This window comes from Gammaproteobacteria bacterium, assembly GCA_016705365.1.
Lineage (GTDB): Bacteria > Pseudomonadota > Gammaproteobacteria > Pseudomonadales > UBA5518 > UBA5518.
Genome location: JADIYI010000002.1, coordinates 489,610 through 513,677 on the forward strand (window position 1 = coordinate 489,610; position 24,068 = coordinate 513,677).

A 24,068-nucleotide genomic window follows, 5' to 3' on the forward strand; every position below is an offset into this window, starting at 1 on the left:
AGTGGTGGTCGGCGTATTCATGTCGGTGGCACCGATGAAGTCGCTGCGGGCCGATCACCCCATCGAGCAAAAGCGCTAGAACGAGGTCCGGGCAGCCGCCCGGTGGCGCTCGAGTGCATGCTCGACCAGCGAATACACCGCTGGAACCACCACCAGCGTCAGCAGCGTGGAACTGACCATGCCACCGATCACCGCCACCGCGAGCGGAGAGTTGGTATCGGAACCCGCACCGGCACCGATCGCCGCCGGCAACATCGCCAGAACGATCGTCAGCGAAGTCATCAGTACCGGGCGCATGCGGATCGGACAGGCCTTCGTCAGCGCCGCATCGATCGCCAGACCCTGGGCGCGCAACTGGTTGGTGAGGTCGACCAGCAGAATCGAATTCTTGGCCACCAGGCCAACCAGCAGCACCAGTCCGATCATCGAGAACATGTTGATGGTGTGCCCCATGGCCCACAGCGCGAATACGCCGCCGATGATCGCCAGCGGTTGCGCCACCATCACGATCAGCGGCTGCACGAAGGAATTGAACTGGCTCGCCAGCACCATATAGACCAGCAGGATCGCGGTCACGAAGGTGAGCAGCATGTAGTCGGCGGTTTTCTGGAATTCCTCGGCGCGCCCGGCCAGCTCGACGTGATAGCCCGGTTTCATCTGCTCGTTGGCAAGCGCCAGGACACGCGCGCCGGCCTGCGCTTCGGAAATGGTCGGCGCCGTATAGAAATTGGCGGCGTACTGCAGATCATAGCGCGCGATCACCGCCGGTCCGACGCCGCGGTGCAAGGTTGCGACGCTGTCGAGGCGCAGCAGTTCGCCGGAGGGCGTGCGCAGAAAGATCCGGCCAAGATCCTCCACCCGCGCCAGCTCGCCCTCGGCGGCCTTCAAGCGGATGCGGTAGCGCTCGCCGTCACCGGGCTCGTCATTGTAGTCCGCGATGTCCCAGCCACCGGCGAGAACACCGAGCGCCAGCGCCACATCGCGTGCCGCCAGCCCGACGCTGGCCAGCTGGTCGCGATCCACTTCGAGCTCGAGCTGCGGCAGGCTCAACTGCAGATCGAGATCGAGACCGCCAAGATTGCCTTCCCCCATCAGGCGCTCGCGCAGCGAATAGGCCAGGCGCGCGACTTCATCCAGTTCCGGGCCGAGCAGCACGAAATGCAAGGGCTCGCCGCGCATGCCGCCGATCGGCGAAGCCGGCGCGGGAAAGGCCTCGACGCCGGCAATGCCGGCAAACTCGCGCTCGAGGCGAACTATCAGCTCCTGCTGAGTGCGCTTGCGCTCACGCCAGGGGTGCAGATGCACGATCAGGCTGGCCTGGCTAACCTGCCCCGCCTGGTCCTGGCCTATGGTCGCGAAATAGCCGTCGATCTCGGGCTGGCGCCCGAGCACCTCCTCGATGCGCTCGAGGCGTTCGGTCGCGTGTGTGATCGACGAGCCGAGCGGCACCTTCACGGTCACCAGGAAGTAGCCATCGTCCATTTCCGGGAAAAAGCCCTTGCCGATCCGGGCGAACAGCCAGCCGCTCGATATCACCGAGACCAGCGTCAGCAGCACGATGGCCCAGCGCATCCGCAGCGTAATGCCAAGCGCGCGCCGGTAGGCGTCCTCCAGGTTCCCGAATGCACGCTCGAGCGCCCGCGCGACACGCCCGTGCCCGCTGCCGAGACGCAGATGACGCGCGCACAGCATCGGGGTGAGCGTAAGCGATACGAACAGCGAAACCAGCACGCCGACCGTCACGACCACCGCGAAGGCTTCGAACAGTCGCGCCACCATGCCCTGCATGAAGATTACCGGCGCGAAGATCGATACCAGGGTCAGACTCGCGGCCATGACCGCCAGCAGTACCTCGCGCGCCCCCTCGCGCGTCGCGACGAGCGGGTCGGAACCGTTCACCTCGGCATGACGGAAGATGCTTTCGAGCACCACGATCGCATCGTCGACCACCACTCCGATCAGCAGCAGCAGCCCGAGCAGCGTCATGTTGTTGAAGGTGTAACCAAGAAAATATATCGCCGCGACCGCGCCGAACAGCGACACCGGGATAGCAGCCGCGACAATCAGCGTCGAGCGCAGATTGCGCAGGAAGACGAGAACCACGAGTGCGGTGAGCAGCGTACCGAGCACGATATGTTCGTTCAATGCCGCGGCAATCTGCTCGATCAGATCACCCTCGTTGTGCGCAATGCCAATGGCGAGACCGGGCGGCAACAGCGGCACGATCTCGGTTGCGAGACGCCGCTTGACCTCCTCGACAATCGCCACGGAATTGGCACCCTGCACTTTCACGATGCCGATACCGACGGTCGGTTCACCGTTGAAGCGCGCGAGCAGGCGGAAATCCGTCAGTCCGTCGCGGACCTGCGCCACATCCGCGAGGCGGATCGGCGCGCCGTCGCGATGCGCCACGATCATGTTCTCCAGCGACGCCAGGTCATGGAATTCGAGGTCGACCTTCAACAGATCCTCGCCGTGCTCTGCGACCATGAAACCACCCGAAAGGCGCACGTGTTCGCGCTGAAACGCACCCTGCACATCCTGCACCGTGACGGCAAAGGCCGCCATGCGCTCGAGTTCGAGCTCGACGCGAATCGTGCGCCGGCGTTCGCCGCCTATGCGCACTTCGCCGATGCCACCGATCGTCTCGAGGCGCCGCTTGATCTGGTTTTCCGCGTAGAGATTCAATTGCTGGAGCGTGCGGTCTCCGCTCAGCGTGAGCCACATCAGCGGCGACCCGCCGACCTCGACCTTGGCCACTACCGGCGGATCGGTCTCATCGGGCAGGCGCGGCAAAACCTGGTTGATCTTGGCCTGGATTTCATTGAATGCGATGTCGAGGTCTTTCTCGAGCGCGAATCTCACCCGTACCACCGAGACGTCGGGCGCCGATACCGACTCCACGTGTTCGATCCCGGCGACACCGTTCACGGCTTTCTCGATCGTGCGGGTAATGCTGGAATCGATGATCCCGGGGTTCGCTCCGGGCAGGCGTGTCAGCACCGTGATCATCGGAAACTCGGCTTCCGGATAGCGGTCGACCCCGATGCGATCGAAGCTCAGCACCCCGAACATCACCAGCACCGCGGAGAGCATGTACGCCAGCACATGGCGGCGTACCGAGAGTTCGGCCAGGTTCACGGCAGGTTCCCGTCAGTACGCACCAGCGCGCCATCACTGAGATACCCGGCTCCCTCGAGTGCAATCAGTTCGCCGGCAGCCAGCCCGGCACTGATCTCGGCCACACCGTCGAAGCGCTCTCCGACCATTACAACGCGCTGCGCTGCGCGCCCTTCGACAATCACGTAAACAACCTCGCCGGCGGGGCGGCGTACCAGGCAACGCTCCGGCACCACGACCGCATCGGCATGGGTCGCCACCACGATCTGCGCGCGCACCGTGGAATCCGGTCGCCAGTCACCGGGGTTGTCGATATCGACTATCGCCCACACCGCCCGGCTCTGCGCGCCAACCGCGGGCCGCAGCTCGGCAATCACCCCGCGGGCCACGCTACCGGGCGCGACAGGCGTGCTCAGGCTTACCGCCAGGCCAGGACGAAGCTGTGCGGCAAGAGGCTCGGGAAAGGGCAGCAGCGCGCGCAGCGCGCCACTGGTCGCGATTTCGAACAAGGGATTGCCGCGCTTCACGAAATCCCCCACCGAGACCAGCCGCGCCTGCACCCGGCCCGCGATCGGCGCGCGGACTATCGCCTTGCCAAGCTGGTCGTCGGCGAGACGCAGGCGCGCCTCGACCGCCTGGCGTTGCGCGCGCACGACGGCGAGCTGCGCCGCCGCATCGTCGTATTGCTCACGCGCAATGGAACCCTTCTGCAGCAGATCGTGCAGCCTGGCGACGCGGCGTTCCTCGTTGTCGAGCATGGCCTGGGCACGCGCGGTCTCGGCCGATGCCGCGCGCAGTTCCAGCGCGAAGGTAGTGGCATCCAGTTCGGCCATCACATCGCCCACCGCCAGCGCATCACCTTCGTCCACCGTCAGCCTCAGCACCCGCGCGTCCACCTCGGCCGCAACCAGCGGCGATGCCCTGCCTTCCACCCGCCCCATGGTGCTCACCGCCACCGGGACATCGCGGCTGCCCGCCGCCACTACCGTGACCAGTGTGCCCGGGGCACTGACGGCGCCGGTAGCGGCATCTCGCGAACAAGCGTCCAGCAACGCGACAACGGCACACAGGAGCAGAACCGGATAACGGCTGTTCATCTTCAATCGGCGCTCCTGGAACCGCAGGCACGCGTGAGCAGCGTGACGATATGGCGGGCAATGGTTCTGGGCTGCTCGTGCCTGGCGCGACCCGCCGCCAGATGACGCCTGAGCGGCGCGCTCTGGAAGCTGAACAGCACCAGTCCGATGATCGAGTTCGCCAGCATGTAGGGATCGAGATCCGTATCCAGCTCGCGCGCCAGCGCGACCACCGCATCATGCAGCTCGCGAAAGACCTGCTCGGCCAGCAATGCGAGACGCGTATCGTCACCATCGAGAAGTTCGCGCTGAACCAGCAGGCGCAGGTGCTCGTCACCCGCTACCAGCCCGGTGAACCGCTCGATAAAATCCTGCAGGCGCCCGATCGCGGGCGAATCGCTCTCGAGCACCGCGCGCATGCTGGCGCTGGCGCTCTCGAATGCCCGGGTCATGGCCGCCAGATACAGCGCCTGCTTGTCGGGGAAATGATGGTAGAACGCCGCGGCGCTGATGCCGACCAGCGCCGCCACGTCGCGCATCGACACGCCGCTGTAACCTGCGCTGGCAAACAGCGCGATCGCCTGACGCAGTATATCCTCGCGGGTATTCGGCTCGCACGATGCCGCGGAAATCACTATCAACAACCCTTACTTAACGTTCGTTAATATTAGAATAGCGGCCGCACCGTCACCGAGTCAATCGCACGGGATGCGGGGACTTCGGTGATCTCTCCCACTGCGCGCAAGCGAAGCGATGCCCCGATACGGATGCTGCGTTGTTATACTGCGGCCTCACCCGACAACAGCATGCGCCGCGTCACGACGCAAGTTCGTACCCGGCGCCGAAACTATCGTGGGAGGATGAGAATCAGCAACACGCGCAAATACCTGCTCCTGTTGAGCATCCACGGTTTGATCCGGGGGCATGAGCTCGAACTCGGTCGTGATGCGGATACCGGCGGGCAGACAAAATATGTCGTCGATCTCGCCCGTGCGCTTGCGACGCAGGAGGGTGTGGAGCGTGTCGACCTGGTAACCCGCATGGTACGCGACCGCTCGCTCAGCACGGACTACGCCGCACCCGTCGAGATGCTGTCGGGCAAGGCACGCATCATCCGCATCGATGCGGGACCGGCGGAGTACATCCCCAAGGAACTGCTGTGGGACCATCTGGACGGCTTGCTCGACAATCTGGTGAGCTGGTTGCAGGATCAGCCACGCAAGCCCGACGTGGTCCACAGTCACTATGCCGATGCCGGGTATGTGGGGGTGCGGCTCAGCAACCTGCTCGCCGTCCCGCTGGTGTACACCGGCCATTCGCTCGGTCGTGACAAGCGCAAGCGCCTGCTGGCCAGCGGTCTTTCGCCGGAGACAATCGAGCGCTCCTACCACATTGACCGACGCATCGACGCCGAGGAGGAAACGCTTGCCAATGCCGACCTGGTCGTGACCAGCACCCACAACGAAATCGAGGAGCAATACAGCCTTTACAACTACTACGACAAGGAGCGCATGGCGGTAATTCCTCCGGGCACCGACCTGGAGCTGTTCCACCCGGTGCAACAGGCGGAGCATCCCCGCTTCGCGAAGCAGCTGGCGCGATTTTTCCGCGATCCGCGGAAACCGCTGATACTCGCGCTGTCGCGGCCGGACGAGCGCAAGAACATCCTGAGCCTGATCGATGCCTATGGCGAATCCGCGCAATTGCAGCGCGCCGCCAACCTGCTGATCATCGCCGGCGTACGCGAGCATATCCACGACCTCGACACCGGTGCACAGGCGGTACTCACCAACATCCTGCTGCAGATCGACAGCCATGACCTCTATGGCAAGGTCGCGATTCCCAAGACCCATCGCGCCGACGAAGTACCGGAGATCTACCGCTACGTGGCACGGGGCGGCGGCGTGTTCATCAACCCCGCGCTGACCGAACCCTTCGGCCTGACCCTCCTCGAAGCCGCCGCCAGCGGGCTGCCGGTAGTGGCCACGGAGAACGGGGGACCGGTGGACATCGTTGCCAACTGCCGCAACGGATTGCTGGTCGATCCCCTGGACAAGGACGCGATCAGCGCCGCGCTGCTCGCGTTGCTGTGCGATCACGATGCATGGCTCGAGGCTGCGCGCAACGGAATAGACGGGGTCCGGCGCCACTATTCCTGGCAAGCGCACGCCGCGACCTACCTGCGCAAGATCGATGAATTGCGGCGCGGATTTCGCCCCAATACCGGCAAGCGGCCAGCGGCACGCCCGCAACGTTACCGCGATCGCGCGATATTCACCGATCTCGACCAGAACCTCATCGGCGACCAGCTCGGGCTGCAACGCTTCGTGGAACTGGTGCGCGCGAGTCATCAGCGGATCAGCTTCGGCATTGCCACCGGCCGGCGTGTCGACAGCGCACTGGCGCTGATCAGGAAGCATGGCATCCCGGTCCCCGACGTGCTGATCAGCAGCATGGGCACACGTATCCATTACGGCACGGCGCTGACCGAGGACGAATACTGGGCCAATCACATCGACCACAACTGGAATCCGCGCAAGATCGCGCGCCTGCTCGCGGACCTGCCCGGAATCAAGCGGCAGCCCAGGCAGGAACAGACGCCGTTCAAGTTGTCGTACTATTTCGATCCACGCCTCGCGCCATCGCTCGAGGAGATCGTGCTGCTGTTGCGCACCAACGAGTTCACGGCCAACGTGATCGGCTCGTTTGGCCAGTTTCTGGATATCCTGCCCTCGCGCGCCTCGAAGGGACAGGCGCTGCGTTACGTTGCCCAGTGTCTGGACATTCCCCTCGAACAGATCCTGGCGGTCGGCGGCTCGGGCAGTGATGAAGACATGATGCGCGGCAATACCCTGGCCGTGGTGGTCGCCAACCGTCATCACGAGGAGTTGTCGCAGCTGGTCGACCAGGACAAGATCTTCTTTGCCAGCCAGCCCTATGCGCTCGGTATTCTGGAAGCGATCGAGCACTACGATTTTTTCAACGCCCGCATCTCCCCGGCACCCGCATGAACACGCACCTGCTGATCTGCACCGACCTGGATCGTACCCTGATCCCCAACGGCCTCCTGCCCGAATCACCCGCCGCCCGCGAGCATTTTGCCACCCTCGCGGCGCATTCCGGGGTCACGCTTGCGTATGTGAGCGGCCGGCATCGCGCGCTGGTCGAGCAGGCCATCGAAGACTATTGCCTGCCCTGCCCCGATTTCGTGATCGCCGATGTGGGTACCACAATCTATCACGTGGGCCACGAGAATGACTGGCTCCGCCAGGATGACTGGGCGCAAACCCTGGCCGCTGACTGGGGCGGCCGGTCCCATGAGCAGCTCGCGGCACTGCTGGCCGATGTCGAGGCGCTGCGCCCGCAGGAACCAGAACGCCAGAACGAACACAAGCTCAGTTATTACACGGCTCCGTACGGTGATCGCGAAATCCTGGCGACAAGGATTCATGCACGATTCGCCGCACCGCGGATCCTGGCCAACCTGATCTGGAGCGTAGACGAGCCGGCCGGAGTGGGGCTGCTGGATGTGTTGCCGGCGAGTGCCTCGAAGTTCCACGCCATCGAGTACCTGATGCGCCGGCAGGGGTTCAGCGCCGGCGAGTGCGTGTTCTGCGGCGACAGCGGCAACGATATCGAGGTCCTCGCCAGCCCGATCCCGGCGGTGCTGGTGGCCAACTGCGAACCTTCCGTGCGCGAACTTGCACTGAGTCTCGCGGCGGATCGGGGATTGCGCGAGCAACTGTATATCGCGCGTGGCGGCTTCCACGGCATGAACGGAAACTACAGTGCCGGCGCGCTGGAAGGCATCGCGCATTTTCTCCCCCATACCGAGGGCTGGATGGGCTTCGCAAGGGTCGGGTCACGCACATGATTCGCAAGCGCACATGCATTTTCGGGGAAGTGCTGTTCGACCATTTCCCGAATGGAACGCGGGTGCTCGGCGGCGCCCCCTTCAACGTCGCGTGGCATCTGCAGGCCTTTGGCAAGGGGCCGCTCCTATGCAGTCGCATCGGCAACGATCCCGATGGCGCGAGTATCACCGCGGCGATGCGCGAATGGGACATGGACACCCGCGAACTGCAGCTCGATCCGGCGCTTGCGACCGGCCGCGTCGAGGTGACGATCAGCGGCGGCGAACCCGCCTACGATATCCTCTGGCCCTGCGCCTGGGATGCCATCGATCCTCCCGCAAGGCGCGGCGACATCGGCCTGCTCTATCACGGGAGCCTCGCGTTGCGCGAAACGCGATCGCGCAGCGCACTGGAACACATCAGGCAGGGCAATCCGCCGCTGGTATTCATCGATGTGAACCTGCGCGCTCCCTGGTGGCGGCGTGAAGCGGTGCTGGAAACTCTGCACGGCGCGCACTGGGTGAAGCTCAGCGCGGAGGAACTCGCCAAGCTCGCCGGACCCGCGCTCGACGCGCCAGGCTTCCTGCGCCAACACGCGCTGCAGGGTTTGATCGTGACCCACGGGGCACGCGGCGCCGAACTGTTCCGGGCCAACGGTGAACGTCTCGAGGTGCGCCCGCCCGCGGCTCCGGTGGCCGACACCGTCGGCGCCGGTGATGCCTTCGCCGCGGTGATGATTCTCGGCCTGCTCGAACAATGGCCGCACGGGCTCGCATTGCAGCGGGCACAGGGCTTCGCAAGCGCGGTGGTCGGCGTTCGCGGCGCGACCGTGCGCGAGCGGGCGTTCTATCGCCCGTTTGTCACCGCCTGGAACTGCGCAAACTGAGGCCCCGCGAGAACCATGTACGAACAGGTATCACACTCGCTGCTCAACCGGATTCTCGACGAACTGAAGCCGGATATCCGCAAACGCGACCTGCGTCATTTCTATACGCGGCTCGGAGCGAATTTCTATGCGATCTACTCGCTGTTCCATCACCTCTACGGACAGCGCGGCGATTTCGATGCCCAGCTGCTGCACCTGGTCGAGGTCATGGCCACGCGCTACATCGAGCGTTCCGGCGAATTGAAACAAATCGACATCCGGCGCGAGCAGAACCACAACTGGTTCCTCAGCCAGGAGTGGGTGGGAATGGCGCTCTACACCGGCGGTTTCGCCGGTGACCTGCGCGGGTTGCGCTCGCGTCTCGGCTATCTCCAGGAACTTGGCATCAACATGATGCACGTGATGCCGATTCTCGAGTGCCCGCAGGGCGCGAGCGACGGAGGTTATGCAGTCAGCAATTTTCGCGATGTCGATGAGCGCATAGGGACCCGCGAGGATTTGCTGGCGCTGGCGAAGGACATGCGCCGGCGCAATATCCTGCTCACGCTGGACGTCGTTGTGAACCACACCTCGGACGAGCACGAATGGGCGCGGCGCGCGCGCGAGGGTGATACGGTCTACCAGGACTACTACCACGTGTTCGAGGACCGTGGCTTGCCCGACCTGTTCGAGGAAAGCATGCCCGAGATATTCCCGGAGAGTTCGCCGGGCAATTTCACCTTCGACGAGGCGATGGAAAAATGGGTGATGACGGTGTTCCACAGTTACCAGTGGGACCTGAACTACGCCAATCCGGCGGTGTTCGTGCAGATGCTGGACATCATTCTGTTCTGGGCCAACCAGGGCGCCGATATCGTGCGCCTCGATGCGGTGGCATTTCTGTGGAAAAAGCTCGGCACCAGTTGCCAGAACGAGCACGAGGCACACCTGATACTGCAGCTGATGAAGGATTGCAGCCAGGTCACCGCACCCGGCGTGCTGTTCATCGCGGAAGCCATCGTCGCCCCGGTGGAGATCATCAAGTATTTCGGCGAGGACGCGGTGATCGCCAAGGAGTGCGAGATCGCCTACAACGCCACCTACATGGCGTTGCTGTGGGACGCGGTGGCGACCCGCAATGCCGCACTGCTGAACCACGGGATTCGCAATCTGCCGGTCAAGCTCGATCGCGCCACCTGGCTCAATTATGTGCGCTGCCACGACGATATCGGACTCGGCTTCGATGACCGCGATATCGTCAGTGCCGGTTACCAGCCGCAGGCCCACCGGCGCTTTCTGCTCGATTATTTCACCGGCGCCTTTCCCGGCTCGCCGGCCCGCGGCCAGCCCTTCGGCCAGAACTCGAAAACCGGCGATGCGCGGATTTCCGGGGCGCTCGCCTCGCTGGCGGGTCTCGAAGTTGCACTGGAACGCGGCGACGACAGCGCAATCCAGCAAAGCATCGACCTGATCCTGCTGCTGCACGGCGCGATCATGTCCTTCGGCGGCATCCCGCTGCTCTACTATGGCGACGAGACCGGTACCATGAACGATCGCGGCTTTGTCGATGACCAGAGCAAGATGCACGACAACCGCTGGATGCATCGCCCGACCATCGATTGGCAGCGGGCAGAGCTGCGCAAGCAGCGCGGCAGCGTGGAGCAGCGCATTTTCGATGGCCTGAAGAAAATGATCGCAGTGCGCAAGAGCACGCCCGCATTCGCCGACTACAACAATCGCGAACTGCTGCAGACGGACAATCCGCACCTGTTCATGTTCATGCGCAACAATCCGCGACTGCAAGGCGACAACGTGCTCGTCGCCTGCAATTTCGACAGCAACGCGCAGTCAATGCGGCTGGGCGAACTCGGCAACCGCGGCCTGTTCTCGCAGGTGCAGTTGCAGGATCTCCACAGCGGAGAATCGCCGCTGATGGATGGTGAGGACCTGGTGATACCCGGCTTTCGTTTCTACTGGCTGAGCGATCGCAGATCGCATTGAAGCGCAGGTGGCGGGCGCCGGTTCAGGCGCTGCGCACGAACGCCGTAACCAGCGGCTCCTCGCCGAGTGCCCGACTCCAGTGGCCGTGCACTGCAGGATCGAATGCCGTGCCAGCAGGCAGGACATCATCCGAATAGAAGTGGTCTCCCGGCCCGAAGACACGCGAGCTGCCATCCTGCAACCCGATTTCCATGCGACCGCTCAGAATGAATACCCATTGTGGTGTCGTGGTGCAGTGAAAACTGCTGCGAAAGCCACTCGGACTCTCGCGAAGCTGCAGACCAGCGCCCGGCAACAGCGCGGACAGCATCGACTGCGGGGTCCCCTCGGAAAACGCCAGCCGCTCCTCGCGAAAGCGGGCACGGCCATCGCCATCGGTGAACAGCACGATCTTGTTGAACCCTGGCATCGCGGACTCGCGCCTCCGTGCGGCTCAGGATTCGGGAGCTTCTTCGACGATCGACCACGAGTCATCCGGATCGAAAAGCCGGATTGACTCGGCAATTTCGCCGCTGTTCTCGCCGAGGTCCTTCTCGTAGACCACGCCGTCATGGTTGATCATGAAGCTCTTCACCCCGCTGCTGCGATAGCTCGCGGGCCACGCCAGCAGGGCAATGCCCTGCGTCAGGTAGCCATCGACGAAATACTCCGTGGCACCGCCTTCGGCATTGGCGCCCTGTGCGAACAGCATCCGGTAGTAATAGCCATGATAGGCGGTTCGCTTGCCACCGAGCGCGGCCCGATAACCCTCCTCGGCCGCCGCCGCAAGCGCGGGGCCCGCAGGACTCGGCGACTCGCCTTCTGCCGACTCCCAGTAAAGACCGTTGTGCTGGCCAGGATCGCTCAGCAGCTTCGCCGCGAAGATGCCAGGCTCGTTGCCGTCGTGTCCCTGCGCCGCGTACTCCAGTTGCGCATCCACGAAGCCACGACAAACCGCGATTGCACCAAGCTCGTTGCCGCCGATCCGGCGAAAGGTGAGTTCCTCGACGCCGGCAGCGCCATCGAGGTACCACTGACCGTCGCGCTCCACCAGCGGAATGGGCAGCGGCCATTCGTCATCGCCTACCTGCAGCACCAGGGTGCCATCACCCGCGTCGACCAGGGAGTGGCGCGTCTTGTATGAGGCCACGAAATTCTCGCGCGCGGTGTTGTCCGCCACCGCATCGCCCGAGGACACCACGGCCTCGCTTCCCGGCCCGAACAACAGGCCGAGTTGCGCAAGATCGTCGCTTTCGAGCGCGGTGATCAATGCGCCGACCGCTTCGTCGGCGCTGGCGAATCCCCGGTGCTCCTGCGCGCTTGCCTCTGGCGCGCCCAGCAGCGTCAGCAATAGAACTGGGACCACCAGCAAGGAACTGCATTTGAAAAACCGGTTCATGATCACTTCCCTCGTTTCGGCGCGGATCTGGCTTTTTGCTGCGGCTTGGCCCCTTGCGACATGCTGGAACGCCCCCGCTGGCTGGCGGCCCTGTCAGCCTTGCCGCTGCCCTGCGACTGCTGGAATCCACTGGCGCGACTGGGCTGCGCCTTGTTGCTTGCGGAAGGCAGCTGACGCTGCTGGCTGCGATTGGCGGCCGGCGCCGTGGCCGGCTTCGTGGCCGGCCGTGCCGCGGCGCTGGTGCTGCGACCGCGATCGCGTGCACCTGCGGGCTGCTGGCGAGTCGCCGGCTTTGCACCGGCGTAACTGCCGGAAGGCGGCTTTTTCGCGCCAGGTGTCGTCGCGGGACGTGCCGTCGGGGAACGCGCCTCGGTGCCCTTCGGCCGGTTGCCCTGCTGCGCACCTGCATAACTGCCCTGTCCCTTCCATGCACCAGCTTGTTGCCTCGCTGCCGGCTGCGCGTTAGCGCGCTGCTGCAATTCAGGGCGGTTCGGGCGCGCCGCGGAGATCGGACTCTGGGCCTTGTTGCGATAATTGTTTTTCTTGCTGTTGTCGAAGCGGTTCCAGTAGTCGTTGCCACCGGTATTGATGATCACGTTGTTGTTGTTGAAACCGTGCTGGTAGTTGGGGGGCCGGTTGTAACCGTAGGCCGGGTGGAATCCGCCGCCATAGACCGGCCGGTACGGTGGAGGGTAATAGCCCCCGCCACCGTAACCCCAGGCTGGGTAATAATTATCATGGTGGTCATCATCATCGAACATTTCATTGACCAGGATGCCGGCGCCAAACGCCAGCAAACCCGTCGTTATCAGCGTACCGGTGCTGTGACCGGTTTCGACCGCCGCCGCGGGTGCCACGGCCGCTGCCGCCGGTGGCGGCGTGGTGTAGACCGTTGTGGGATTATATTGGGGCACGTAGACGATCTGCGGGTCGGCGGGCTCCACCACCACGACCTGCTGGTTGTTGCGTTCCTCGGTCACTACCTTCATCTGCTCCGAACTCTGCAGATTGCCGATGTCACGGGCCTGAACACGCAGACGCTGCACCGCGGACAGCACGCCCGGTTCATCGGCCTGAAACGCCGAGCCAAGCTCGGTGGTCCAGTCCATCTCCATGCACATCATGTCGACCACCGTGGGGAACTGGACCATCGCCACCATCGGTGGCGTGAATCCCGCAGCAGTTGCCGCTGTCTCCAGTGCCTTTCCCGCCAACCCCTCGTTCTGCAGCAGCCAGTTGCCGGCGTCAAGCACTTCCTGCGGATTGGCCGAGGTGGCAAGTACCTGTGCCAATACCGGGTCCGGGTACAGCGCGATCGGTGCCAGCAGTTCCTCCAGCGACTCGGCTGACCAGGCGTTGGCTGCATCCGGCATTGTCGACCCCGCCACCGCTGCGCCCGCGGTGCTCGACTGCATCTGCGTCGTCGCGGATGCCTCCTTGTCGTCGCTGCAACCCGTCAACTGCATGCCGGCAGCCAGCACCAGCATGAGCGGCAGGCCGCGAAAACCGTTGATACTCATGGTCACTCTCCTCGGCGCACGCGTTGATTCCCGAACATTTGCCGTTGCAGACAACATCTCCGAATCATGCACAAATCACCTCTGTCCCGTCAATTCACCGGCGATTGCACGGCTTCAGCGTTCGACCTCGACCTCGCGCATGCGGGTGTAGGCATAGCGCACCAGCACGTACTCGAACGGCGAACCGGTTTGATAATAGCGGAACGCGGTGTTGGCCCGGGTATTCACCGCATTGAGCAGGTTCAGGGCGATGCGCTCGTCGTCCCTGTCGGAATCGCCATTGATGTTCAGCGGGTCGATTGCATACTGGACCGCGAAATCCACCGCGAGTCCACCGGCATCGCGCAAACCCGAGGGGCCCAGCAACGGCAACACCAGGTAAGGCCCCGCACCCACACCCCAGCGCCCCAGCGTCTGACCAAAATCCTCCTTGCGCACCAGCATTCCCATCCTGGTCGCGGGGTCGAACAAGCCGCCCAGGCCAACCGTGGTGTTGATCGCAAAACGCCCCAGGGTGACCGCGCTGTCCTTGCCGTTGAACTGCAGCGCATTATTGATGAAATTGCGGATTTCCAGCAGATTGCCGAAAAAATTCCTGACCCCGCGCTCGGCGAAGTCCGGCATCACCCAACGGTAGCCATTCACCACCGGCAGGAAAACCACGTGATCGAAACCCGCGTTGAAGGTGTACATCCTGCGATTGAACGCCTCGAGCGGGTCGTTTACTTCCAGCATGGTACCGTCCAGCGACGTCGGCGGTTCGAAGAAAAGCTTCACGCTGGCCGGATCCGGAACATCGGAAAATACCGGCTTCGGCTCCGCGGCGATCACGGGGGCAATCATTCCGGTACAGGCGATCAGCAACAACAGGCGGGCAAGCGTTTTGGCTTTCATGGGTCAGGCTCCGCTCGCCAGCGCTTCACCGCGAAACACCGCGATGATGTCGCGTACGTTATCGCGATAGCTGATATTGCCGCAGTGTCCTCCGTAGGGATAGATGTGTATGCGCTCACCGAGTTCGGCACGCAGGTATTCGAGTTCTCCCGGCGCGAGGATGATCTCGTCGGCATTGGTCAGCGCATAGATCTTGCTGCTGGAGTGGATGTAGGGTTCGATACCGCGCAGGCTCGCCTCGTGCAGCAACTGTTCGCGCGTTTTGCCCGGATGACGCTTCATCAGCTCAGGCACCAGCAACTCATCGACATAGCGGGCGAACGGCACGTGCGAACTCGCCCACGCGTAATAATCGAGGTTTTCGGCGCGACCGAAATTCTTGTCCGCGGGCGCGATGTAACCGGTGCGGGCCATCACGTCGCCCGCGAACAGCATGGCGCTCGATGACAGCCGAAACGACATGCCGATCAACGCCGCGGCCGCGTTGCCGCCTTCGATGAGCGGATCTTCAGCAAAACTCCCGCGCCTCTCGTAGGCGCGAAACAGAAAGTCACCATCGAGGCGCATGCCATTATCGGGATTGTAGGCTGTAGCCAGGCGGTCGATGACTTGATCGAGAAAGGTTCCCGCCTCCTCGGCCGGGACGTTGTCACGCAGGTACCCGTCCAGCAGCGTCACCGAACTGTAGAGATCGACCGGCGGGTTGATCATCAGCGCGTGGCGAAAGCCGAAACTGCCGGCCTGCTCATCGTGGGCGGCAAGAAATGCCGCGTTGATGCCGCCAAGGCTGTAGCCGCCGACACTGAACTCACTCGCTTCGACATCTCCGCGAATCAGCGCCCACGCCTGTTCCATGACCCGATACAGGTCAAGGGTGTCATCGGGCAGGTATCCGGGCAGCGAACTGGTCGACGCGTTGACGATGAAATTGAAATGCGTGGGCGAGGAAATATTGACAACATGAAAACCGGCACCGTACAGCGCTTTCTGCAGGAAGACCATTTTCGATGAATCGTAGGCTGCACCGGTACCGGCGATGAGAAACACCAGCGGTGCCCGACCCTTCTGCTTCGCCACCGAGAACTTGGGCCCTTTCTGGTACCAGAACTGCCTGGGAATCTCCTTGATTCCTGGCAACTCGTAGACCTTGACCGGAACATGCGCGGGCAAGACCGCGGCATATTTCTCCGGTGTCCCGACAATGGTCGCGGCGAAGCGGTCCTGGATCGGGTAATCGTAGGCCCTGGCCCCGAGCGACAGCGCGCTCAGGAACAAAATTGCCATCCAGGCTATACGTGGCATTTTCAGACCCATGTGTTCTTGCGGATGTGCAGAATAACGATGAAACGGCAGCGGCGGCAATGCTCGGGACAAAATGAGGCCTCCGCGGCGCTCACGCGGGAGTGCGGACCGCAAGGCGCGCAAACTCCGCCTGCATGCGCGCAACCTTGTTCAGGTAGGCGCGCACGTCGTGATCTCCGCAGCGCTGGTGCGCGCTCAGGACAAATCCGCGGCGCACAAAGGCATTTCCCGCCCCGGCGCCGCACAGGTGGATCAGCGTCGCAAGCTCCTGGCGTCGCAACAGCGATGCCCCGGCGGCACGCTGGCGCGCCAGCGTATCGGCGACTCGCCGATCGAGGTACGCCGAGGTGAGCTCCACCGCATGACTCGGCAGCACGCGCATATAAAGGCTGTTGAACCAGCATGAATCGAAATCGTGCCACGGCCCGTCCTCGACCACCACATGATCGTGGATGCAATAGCGGCGCGCTTCCGCAAAAGTGCCGTCGATGATCTGGAACATGCCAACCGCGCTCGATGCCGGCCGGTAGATATCGAGGGGATCGGGCGTGAGCGACCAGCGCCAATAGGTGCGCACCAAAGGGTTGCCCGAGGCTTCGACCTGGGCCAGCGCGGCGAGCAGCCCAGGCGTCATCACCGCAGTGGAGTGGGCACGAAAGATCGGGGCGTAATCGCGCCAGGTCTGCGTCGGCGTCTTGTACAGCGCGCCGCTCACCGGAAAGAACAGTTCCGATGGCTTGCGCACCACGTGGTAGATCCCGTTGAGCAAGAACCAGCACGACAGCGTGGCCACAATGGTGCAGATCATCTGCACGGATACCGGCGCGCGACGGAACCGCTTCAGCCAACCGCGCCAGACCGCCGCTTTTGGCCATCGCTTTGTCGAACGGCCCGGGCGCCTGCGCGGACTGCGTCTGGCGCGCGTTTTCGCGGCCCTCAGATGCTGAATCCCCCCAGCTTGGTCTCCAGGTATTCCTCGAGTCCCACGCGCGCACCTTCGCGCCCGGGTCCGCTCTCCAGAGAGCCCGGTACCATCGATGAACATTCATGCCTCTTGCGATGGATGGAAGAAAAGACCGTGCGTCCGGGATTCGGACGCGCATACCGAGCGCGATCAATCCAGCTGGCGGATCGCAGCCCGCGCCACCGGCCCCGGGCTGATGCTTCCCGATGTGGCCGCGGCCACCACCTGAGCCCGCAAATCCGGCGACCAGAAACGCTTGATATGCGCCGCCACCGCGGCCGCAGCGCGTTCCTGATCGGATTCCCAGCAAAAATTCGCGGCAATCTGTTCCAGCATCCGGCTCAGATGCACCAACTCGTGTTGTCCCATTCCCGCCCCCTGTTCATAACGCGATGCGCAATGCTGCACTGTAGACCGAAAAACGGCCGGGCCGGGCAAAACCGACCAGCGTCAGCCCGACCTGATCGGCAAGCTGCACGGCCAGCGTGGTCGGGGCCGACACCGCCACCAGCACCTGCATGCCGGCACGCGCGGACTTGCTGACCATTTCATAGCTGGCGCGGCTCGACACCAGCGCAAAGCCATCGAGCGGCAAGTCGCTGCGTGCCACCGCACCGATCAGCTTGTCGAGGGCATTGTGACGCCCCACATCCTCCCGCATGCAGACTATGTCGCCGGACACGTCGCACCATGCCGCACCATGCGCCGCCCCGGTAGCGCCCTGCAGCGGTTGACGCGTGTCCAGCGCCGCCAGCGCGCGATCGATTGCCGCAGCTGCGACGCGCACACCATCCGCTACCTGCGGCACCGGGCGTATCGCCTGCTCGAGCGATTCCGCGCCGCACAGCCCGCAACCGGTGCGACCGACAAGGTTCCGCCGCGCCTGGCGGAGCTTTGCAAAGCGCTCGCCGCTGATCGTTACCGCGAGTTCAAAACCCGCCTCGTGCCGCAGCACCTCGGCGCCATGAATCTCCGAGACGCGCTCCACCACGCCCTCCGAAAGACTGAAGCCGAATGCAAAATCCTCGAGGTCCGCCGGTGTCATCATCATCACCACGTGGGAGATCCCGTTGTAGCTCAGCGCTACCGCTACCTCCTCGGCAACCGCATCACAAACCGGGGTGCGCCGCTCCGGCCAGCGCGTTACGGGCAAATCGCGCCGGCAGTCCGCCGCCATCGGCTCGCTGCTCAATCGCGATCGCCGCTGGATTCGCTTGCCATCGCCAGCAGTTCGCGCTGGCGCAGCGCGAACTCGCGCTGGCGCCGCTGCCACCCGGAGGGCGAAGTGACACGCGTGGCCTGCACCGCGGTGACCTTGTACTCCGGGCAGTTGGTGGCCCAGTCGGAATTCCCGGTGGTGACCACGTTGGCACCGCTCCACGGATGATGAAACGTGGTGTAGACCACGCCCGGCTGGACCCGCTCGGTGATATGCGCACGCAACACGGTTTCGCCGGTGCGGCTCCGCAGCCCCACCCAGTCGGCTTCCCCGATACCACGCTCCTCGGCATCCGCGGGATGGATTTCCAGCAGATCCTCGCCATGGAACACGATATTCGCGGTCCGGCGCGTCTGCGCCCCGACGTTGTACTGCGACAGGATACGTCCGGTGGTCAGCAGCAACGGAAAACGCCGGCTGGCACGCTCCTCGGTCGGCACGAACGGCGTCATCGCGAAAAACCCCTTGCCGCGCACGAAGGTGTCAACGTGCATCGTGGCGGTGCCCTCCGGACTGGCCTCGTTGCACGGCCACTGAATGCTGCCCAGACGGTCGAGCAATGCAAAGCTCACACCGCTGAAGGTGGGCGTGAGGCGTGCGATTTCGTCCATGATCTCGGAGGCATGGGTATAACGCATGGGGTAACCGAGCGCATTCGCCAACGCCTGGGTGATTTCCCAGTCTTCCATGCCCGCCACCGGCGCCATCGCGCGTCGCACCGGCGAGATGCGTCGCTCGGCATTGGTGAAGGTCCCGTTCTTCTCGAGGAAGGTCGCGCCCGGAAAAAACACATGGGCAAACATCGCGGTCTCGTTCAGGAACAGGTCCTGCACGATCAGGCATTCGAAGGAGCGCAGCGCGGCCTCGACGTGCTGGGTATCCGGATCCGATTGCGCGATATCCTCGCCCTGGCAATACAAAGCCTTGAAATGACCATCGAGCGCGGCATCCAGCATGTTCGGAATACGCAAACCGGGCTCGCCATCGAGTTCGACATTCCACTCGGCCTCGAAACGTCCGCGCACCGCGGCGTCCGACACATGCCGGTAGCCGGGAAATTCGTGCGGGAACGAACCCATGTCGCAGGAACCCTGCACATTGTTCTGACCCCGCAACGGGTTGACGCCAACCCCCTCGCGCCCGAGATTTCCGGTTGCCATCGCCAGGTTGGCAATACCCATTACCGCGGTGGAACCCTGGCTGTGCTCGGTCACGCCGAGTCCGTAATAGATCGCGCCATTGCCGGCACCGGCAAACAGACGTGCCGCCGCGCGCAGTTCCGCTGCCGGTATCCCGGTGACATTTTCGGTGGCTTCGGGTGAATGCCGCACATCACCGATGAAGGTGCGCCAGCGCTGCCAGGCATCGATGTCGCAGCGCGCCTCGACAAACTCCCGGTCCTCCAGCCCTTCGGTGACCACCACGTGCGCCATCGCATTGATGAACGCGACATTGCTGCCGGGAAGAAGCTGCAGGTGATGCGCGGCCTGGACATGCGCGCTCTTCACCAGCTCGATGCGCCGCGGATCGACCACGATCAGCTGCGCGCCCGCGCGCAGCCGCCGTTTCAGCCGCGAAGCGAACACCGGGTGCGCATCGGTGGGATTGGCACCCATCACCATGATCACATCGGCCTCGGCGACCGAGCTGAAGGACTGCGTACCGGCTGACTCGCCAAGCGTGGTTTTCAACCCATAGCCGGTCGGAGAGTGGCAGACCCTGGCGCAGGTATCGACGTTGTTGTTGCCGAATGCGGTCCGCACCAGCTTCTGTACCAGGAACGTTTCCTCGTTGGTGCAACGCGACGAGGTGATCGCACCGATGCTGTTGCGACCGTATTGCTGCTGAATGCTCCTGAGGCGCGCGGCGGCGAACGCGATCGCTTTCTCCCACGAGACCTCGCGCCACGGCTGATCGATACTGTCGCGGATCATCGGCGTGGTGATGCGATCCTTGTGAGTCGCATAGCCGAACGCGAAGCGCCCCTTGACGCAGGAGTGTCCCTCGTTGGCCTTGCCATCCCGGTGCGGCATCATCCGCACCACCGTGTCGCCACGCATCTCGGCGCGGAAGGCGCAGCCGACGCCGCAATAGGCGCAGGTGGTCACCACGCTGTGTTCCGGCTGACCGAGTTCGATGACGGATTTTTCCTGCAGCGTGGCGGTCGGACAGGCCTGCACGCAGGCGCCGCAGGAAACGCAATCCGATTCCAGGAACGATTCGTCCATGCCGGCGGCGATCCGCGACGCGAATCCGCGTCCATCGACGGTCAGCGCATAGGTGCCCTGCACTTCCTCGCAGGCACGCACACAGCGCGAGCACACGATGCATCTGGCCGGATCGAAACTGAAATAGGGATTGGACTGGTCTTTTTCCGCGTGCAGGTGATTCGCGCCGTCGAAGCCGTAACGCACCTCGCGCAAGCCGACCGCGCCCGCTACATCCTGCAATTCGCAATCACCGTTGGCGGCACAGGTCAGGCAATCGAGCGGATGATCCGAAATGTACAGCTCGAGCACATTGCGGCGCAGCCGCGCGAGCTCCGGCGTCTGGGTACGCACCACCATGCCAGGCTCGACCGGCGTGGTGCATGATGCCGGATAGCCCTTGCGGCCCCCGATCTGCACCAGGCATACGCGACACGAGCCAAACGCCTCCAGCGAATCGGTGGCGCACAGCTTCGGCACCTTGATGCCCGCGATTGCCGCGGCCCGCATCACCGATGTGCCCTCGGGCACCAGCGTCTCGAAGCCGTCGATGTTCAGCGCAACCTGGCGCCCGCTGGCCGGCGCCGGCGTGCCAAAATCCTTGCGGGGTTCGTAATACTGCAGCATGGCAGCATCCTCCCAGTGTCATCGATCACAAAACCAGGCATCGCCAAAGCCCGCCACTGCGCCGGCCGGGATGGCGCGCGCGACCGTCGGCTCCGAAGCGACGAATCTACAGCGTGTCCAGCAGCGCGATGTTGCTGCTACCGGCCACGGGATCGCGGGCAAAATCCGCCGGGAAATGCTTCAGCGCGCTCAGCACCGGCAACGGCGTCAGGCTGCCCAGCGCACACAGCGAACCGGCGCTCATCGTGTCGCACAGATCCTGCAATAACCGCAGGTTCTGTGCCCGCTTCTCGCCGCGCCCGATGCGCTCTATCACTTCCACGCCGCGCACCGAGCCGATGCGGCACGGCGTGCACTTGCCGCAGGATTCGAGAGCACAGAACTCCATCGCGAATCGCGCCTGTTCGTGCATATCCACGGTATCGTCGAAAACCACCACGCCACCGTGCCCGAGCAGCGCACCGATCGCGCCGAAGGCCTCGTAATCGAGCGGCGTATCCCATTGCGCTTGCGGCAGATAGGCACCCAGGGGACCACCGACCTGGATCGCGCGCGGCGCTCGCCCGCTCAGCGTCCCGCCGCCAAAATCATCGAGCACCTCGCGCAACGACAACCCGAATGCGAGCTCGATCACACCGCCGCGGCGCACGTTCCCGGCGAGTTGCACCGCCAGCGTGCCGCGCGAACGTTCGACGCCGTGGCGGCGGTAGAAATCCGCGCCCTGCTCCAGCACCGTCGTGACCGCAGCCAGGCTCAACACGTTGTGCACCAGCGTCGGCTCGCCGAACAAGCCCTTGATGGCGGGAAGCGGTGGCTTGGCACGTACCATGCCACGACGCCCCTCGATGCTCTCGAGCAGCGCGGTTTCCTCGCCACAGATATAGGCACCGGCACCGATGCGCAACTCGATCTCGAAAGCGCGCCCGCTGCCCGCGATATCCGCGCCCAGCCAGCCATCGGCCCGCGCCAGTTCCAGCGCCTGGCGCAATACCCGGGCCGCGCGCGGGTACTCCACGCGCAGCCCGATATAGCCCCGGGTGGCACCCACCGCGAGGCCCGCGATGATCATGCCTTCGATCAGCTGGAACGGATCGGCTTCCATCAGCAGACGATCGGCGAAGGTACCCGAATCGCCCTCCTCGGCATTGCACACGACGTATTTCTGGCTGGACGGCGCATCGAGCACGGTTTGCCACTTGATGCCGGCCGGAAACGCCGCGCCGCCACGCCCGCGCAGCCCGGATTCCTTCAGCGCATCGACTATCTGCTGCGGCGAAAGTGCCAGCGCTCTGTGCAGCGCGAGCAGGCCGTCATGGGCACGGTAATCCGCGATCGACAACGGATCGATTTCACCCACGCGGCGAAAGCTCACCCGTTGCTGGCGCGCAAGCCAGGGCAACTCGGCCAGGTTGCCGAGCGCGAGGGGATGGCTGTTTGCATCAAAGCCGCTGTCGAACAGCGACGCAACATCCGCAACCCCCACCGGGCCAAATCCGAGTCGCCCGGCGGCGGTGTGCACCTCGACCAGCGGTTCGAGCCAGTACGCGCCACGCGAGCCATTGCGCACCAGCTCGATATCGATGCCACGGGCTGTCGCCTCGGCAGCGAGCGCCGCTGCAACCTCATCAGCGCCCAGCGAACAGGCACTGGTGTCGTTGGGTACGAACAGCCGCATCGTCATGCGCCTGGCCGGGCGGTGGTTGCACCCAGCAGCAGCGCGAGGCGCTGCGCATCGACCCGACCATATATCGCATCGTCGATGCGAACACAGGGGCCGCAGGCGCAGTTGCCGAGGCAATACACCGCCTCCAGGCTCCAGGCCGCATCGGCCGTTATCTCACCCGGCGCGATACCGAGTTGCTGCCTTGCGGCCGCTTCCAGGGCCCGGGCACCGCTCGCCTGACAGGCTTCGGCGCGGCACAGCTGAAGCCGTCGCCGGGCGCCCGGCACGGTGCGCAGATCATGGTAGAAACTCAGCACACCGTGGATTTCGGCGCGCGAGAGATTCAGCGCTTCGGCGATCGGCGCCACGGCCTGCGGCGGCACATGACCGAGCGCTTCCTGCACCGCCTGCAGAACCGGCAACAGTGCGCCGGGAACACCCCTGAACTCGCGCAGCGCGGCGTCCACGCACTCGCGTATGGCGGCATCCGGCGGCGGGCGCGCATCAGGCATGGAGATGTCCTGCATGAAAGGCCACGTGCTCGCCGATAAAGCTGGAAATGAAATAGTAGCTGTGATCGTAGCCCGCCTGCATCCGCAGCGTGAGCGGGTAGCGGGCGGCGGCGGCCGCCTGTTGCAGACGCTCGGGCTTGAGTTGCTCGAGCAGAAAGTTGTCGGCCTCTCCCTGGTCGATCAGCATCGGCAATTGCTCGGTTGCACGCCCGATCAACTGCGAAGCGTCGTGCGCTGCCCACGCCGCGCGTTCGGCACCGAGATAATTGCCGAGCGCCTTTTCGCCCCACGGGCACTCCATCGGCGCACAGATCGGGGCGAAGGCACTGACCGAGCGGTAGCAGCCCGGATTTTTCAATGCGATGGTGAGCGCGCCGTGACCGCCCATCGAGTGTCCGCTGATCGACTGGCGACCGGCATCGAGCGCAAAGCGGGCCAGCACCAGCGCCGGCAGTTCGCGGCAAACGTAATCATACATGCGGTAGTGAGCGCTCCAGGGCAGCTCGGTCGCATTGACATAGAAGCCCGCCCCGAGGCCAAAGTCCCAGGCCCCATCGGGATCATCCGGCACCGTCTCACCGCGCGGGCTGGTATCCGGTGCCAGGATCGCGATGCCGTACTCGGCGGCGTAACGCTGCGCACCGGCCTTGAACACGAAGTTCTCGTCCGTGCAGGTCAGGCCGGACAGCCAGTGCAGCAACGGCACCGCTCGCTCCTGCGCCTGCGGCGGCAGGAACAGCGAAAACACCATGTCGCAATCGAGGACTTCCGAGCGGTGGCGCAAACGCAGCTGCTGGCCCCCGAAACACCGGTGCGATGCGATCTGTTCCATGCGCCCTCTCCCTTTGTGCCAGCCTTCGGGCTGA

At 64.1% G+C, this 24,068-nt stretch carries 19 protein-coding genes; 4 read left to right on the forward strand and 15 right to left on the reverse strand.

The window, feature by feature from the left end:
- Positions 1–75 precede the first annotated feature (75 nt).
- Genes IPF49_02395 through IPF49_02405 form a run of 3 tightly spaced genes read right to left on the reverse strand, consistent with a single transcriptional unit; the run spans position 76 to position 4,837 of the window.
- On the reverse strand, positions 76–3,141 hold the full coding sequence (locus IPF49_02395; GenBank protein MBK6286496.1) for an efflux RND transporter permease subunit: 3,066 nt from the start codon (positions 3,139–3,141) through the stop codon (positions 76–78).
- Complete coding sequence (locus IPF49_02400) at positions 3,138–4,223, reverse strand: efflux RND transporter periplasmic adaptor subunit (GenBank protein MBK6286497.1); 1,086 nt, start codon at positions 4,221–4,223, stop codon at positions 3,138–3,140. Before IPF49_02400 ends, IPF49_02395 begins: the two co-directional genes overlap by 4 nt.
- On the reverse strand, positions 4,220–4,837 hold the full coding sequence (locus IPF49_02405) for a TetR/AcrR family transcriptional regulator (protein ID MBK6286498.1): 618 nt from the start codon (positions 4,835–4,837) through the stop codon (positions 4,220–4,222). The genes IPF49_02400 and IPF49_02405 overlap by 4 nt, the downstream gene beginning before the upstream one ends.
- 219 nt (positions 4,838–5,056) lie before the next feature.
- On the opposite strand from IPF49_02405, the gene IPF49_02410 reads away from it, so the two are divergent.
- The 4 genes from IPF49_02410 to IPF49_02425 are packed head-to-tail and all read left to right on the forward strand — an operon-like array spanning position 5,057 to position 10,916.
- On the forward strand, positions 5,057–7,207 hold the full coding sequence (locus IPF49_02410) for an HAD-IIB family hydrolase (GenBank protein MBK6286499.1): 2,151 nt from the start codon (positions 5,057–5,059) through the stop codon (positions 7,205–7,207).
- Positions 7,204–8,070 carry an HAD-IIB family hydrolase gene (locus IPF49_02415; protein ID MBK6286500.1) on the forward strand — a complete coding sequence of 289 codons (867 nt, stop codon included), beginning with the start codon at positions 7,204–7,206 and terminating at the stop codon, positions 8,068–8,070. The genes IPF49_02410 and IPF49_02415 overlap by 4 nt, the downstream gene beginning before the upstream one ends.
- Positions 8,067–8,936 (forward strand): carbohydrate kinase, encoded by an 870-nt coding sequence (locus tag IPF49_02420; GenBank protein ID MBK6286501.1) that lies wholly within the window; start codon positions 8,067–8,069, stop codon positions 8,934–8,936. The genes IPF49_02415 and IPF49_02420 overlap by 4 nt, the downstream gene beginning before the upstream one ends.
- Positions 8,937–8,951: 15 nt before the next feature.
- Positions 8,952–10,916 (forward strand): alpha-amylase, encoded by a 1,965-nt coding sequence (locus tag IPF49_02425; protein ID MBK6286502.1) that lies wholly within the window; start codon positions 8,952–8,954, stop codon positions 10,914–10,916.
- Positions 10,917–10,938: 22 nt separating this feature from the next.
- Here IPF49_02425 and IPF49_02430 read toward each other — a convergent pair whose 3' ends face one another.
- From IPF49_02430 to fghA, 12 genes are all read right to left on the reverse strand, one after another.
- Positions 10,939–11,325 carry a hypothetical protein gene (locus IPF49_02430; GenBank protein ID MBK6286503.1) on the reverse strand — a complete coding sequence of 129 codons (387 nt, stop codon included), beginning with the start codon at positions 11,323–11,325 and terminating at the stop codon, positions 10,939–10,941.
- 24 nt (positions 11,326–11,349) lie between these two features.
- Entirely contained in the window at positions 11,350–12,294 is a 945-nt protein-coding gene (locus IPF49_02435; protein MBK6286504.1) for a DUF2950 domain-containing protein, read from the reverse strand.
- A gap of 2 nt (positions 12,295–12,296) precedes the next feature.
- Entirely contained in the window at positions 12,297–13,814 is a 1,518-nt protein-coding gene (locus IPF49_02440) for a DUF3300 domain-containing protein (GenBank protein MBK6286505.1), read from the reverse strand.
- A gap of 114 nt (positions 13,815–13,928) precedes the next feature.
- A complete protein-coding gene (locus IPF49_02445) occupies positions 13,929–14,708 on the reverse strand; it encodes a VacJ family lipoprotein (protein MBK6286506.1) in 780 nt (259 codons plus the stop codon).
- A gap of 3 nt (positions 14,709–14,711) precedes the next feature.
- Entirely contained in the window at positions 14,712–15,992 is a 1,281-nt protein-coding gene (locus IPF49_02450; protein MBK6286507.1) for an alpha/beta fold hydrolase, read from the reverse strand.
- Positions 15,993–16,101: 109 nt separating this feature from the next.
- A complete protein-coding gene (locus tag IPF49_02455) occupies positions 16,102–16,818 on the reverse strand; it encodes a transglycosylase SLT domain-containing protein (GenBank protein ID MBK6286508.1) in 717 nt (238 codons plus the stop codon).
- A 306-nt stretch (positions 16,819–17,124) separates the two neighbouring features.
- Positions 17,125–17,343: a formate dehydrogenase subunit delta gene (locus IPF49_02460; GenBank protein MBK6286509.1), complete on the reverse strand. Its 219-nt coding sequence runs from the start codon at positions 17,341–17,343 to the stop codon at positions 17,125–17,127.
- Positions 17,344–17,356: 13 nt separating this feature from the next.
- Complete coding sequence (gene fdhD / locus IPF49_02465) at positions 17,357–18,151, reverse strand: formate dehydrogenase accessory sulfurtransferase FdhD (GenBank protein MBK6286510.1); 795 nt, start codon at positions 18,149–18,151, stop codon at positions 17,357–17,359.
- Positions 18,152–18,162: 11 nt separating this feature from the next.
- Entirely contained in the window at positions 18,163–21,027 is a 2,865-nt protein-coding gene (gene fdhF, locus IPF49_02470; protein MBK6286511.1) for a formate dehydrogenase subunit alpha, read from the reverse strand.
- A gap of 106 nt (positions 21,028–21,133) precedes the next feature.
- The gene (locus IPF49_02475; protein ID MBK6286512.1) at positions 21,134–22,708 is read right to left on the reverse strand and encodes a formate dehydrogenase; all 1,575 of its coding nucleotides are present in this window, start codon (positions 22,706–22,708) and stop codon (positions 21,134–21,136) included.
- Positions 22,705–23,202 carry an NAD(P)H-dependent oxidoreductase subunit E gene (locus IPF49_02480; GenBank protein MBK6286513.1) on the reverse strand — a complete coding sequence of 166 codons (498 nt, stop codon included), beginning with the start codon at positions 23,200–23,202 and terminating at the stop codon, positions 22,705–22,707. Before IPF49_02480 ends, IPF49_02475 begins: the two co-directional genes overlap by 4 nt.
- Entirely contained in the window at positions 23,195–24,034 is an 840-nt protein-coding gene (gene fghA, locus IPF49_02485; GenBank protein MBK6286514.1) for an S-formylglutathione hydrolase, read from the reverse strand. The genes IPF49_02480 and fghA overlap by 8 nt, the downstream gene beginning before the upstream one ends.
- Between the last annotated feature and the right edge of the window lie 34 nt (positions 24,035–24,068).

Coding starts and splice junctions, on each gene's coding strand:
- IPF49_02415 (MBK6286500.1), top strand. CDS start 7,204: ATGAACACGCACCTGCTGATCTGCACCGACCTGGATCGTACCCTGATC.
- IPF49_02420 (MBK6286501.1), top strand. CDS start 8,067: ATGATTCGCAAGCGCACATGCATTTTCGGGGAAGTGCTGTTCGACCAT.
- IPF49_02460 (MBK6286509.1), bottom strand. CDS start 17,343: ATGGGACAACACGAGTTGGTGCATCTGAGCCGGATGCTGGAACAGATT.
- IPF49_02450 (MBK6286507.1), bottom strand. CDS start 15,992: ATGGCAATTTTGTTCCTGAGCGCGCTGTCGCTCGGGGCCAGGGCCTAC.
- IPF49_02440 (MBK6286505.1), bottom strand. CDS start 13,814: ATGAGTATCAACGGTTTTCGCGGCCTGCCGCTCATGCTGGTGCTGGCT.
- fdhD (MBK6286510.1), bottom strand. CDS start 18,151: ATGGCGGCGGACTGCCGGCGCGATTTGCCCGTAACGCGCTGGCCGGAG.
- fdhF (MBK6286511.1), bottom strand. CDS start 21,027: ATGCTGCAGTATTACGAACCCCGCAAGGATTTTGGCACGCCGGCGCCG.
- IPF49_02435 (MBK6286504.1), bottom strand. CDS start 12,294: ATGAACCGGTTTTTCAAATGCAGTTCCTTGCTGGTGGTCCCAGTTCTA.
- IPF49_02480 (MBK6286513.1), bottom strand. CDS start 23,202: ATGCCTGATGCGCGCCCGCCGCCGGATGCCGCCATACGCGAGTGCGTG.
- IPF49_02475 (MBK6286512.1), bottom strand. CDS start 22,708: ATGACGATGCGGCTGTTCGTACCCAACGACACCAGTGCCTGTTCGCTG.
- fghA (MBK6286514.1), bottom strand. CDS start 24,034: ATGGAACAGATCGCATCGCACCGGTGTTTCGGGGGCCAGCAGCTGCGT.
- IPF49_02445 (MBK6286506.1), bottom strand. CDS start 14,708: ATGAAAGCCAAAACGCTTGCCCGCCTGTTGTTGCTGATCGCCTGTACC.
- IPF49_02410 (MBK6286499.1), top strand. CDS start 5,057: ATGAGAATCAGCAACACGCGCAAATACCTGCTCCTGTTGAGCATCCAC.
- IPF49_02430 (MBK6286503.1), bottom strand. CDS start 11,325: ATGCCAGGGTTCAACAAGATCGTGCTGTTCACCGATGGCGATGGCCGT.
- IPF49_02425 (MBK6286502.1), top strand. CDS start 8,952: ATGTACGAACAGGTATCACACTCGCTGCTCAACCGGATTCTCGACGAA.
- IPF49_02455 (MBK6286508.1), bottom strand. CDS start 16,818: ATGATCTGCACCATTGTGGCCACGCTGTCGTGCTGGTTCTTGCTCAAC.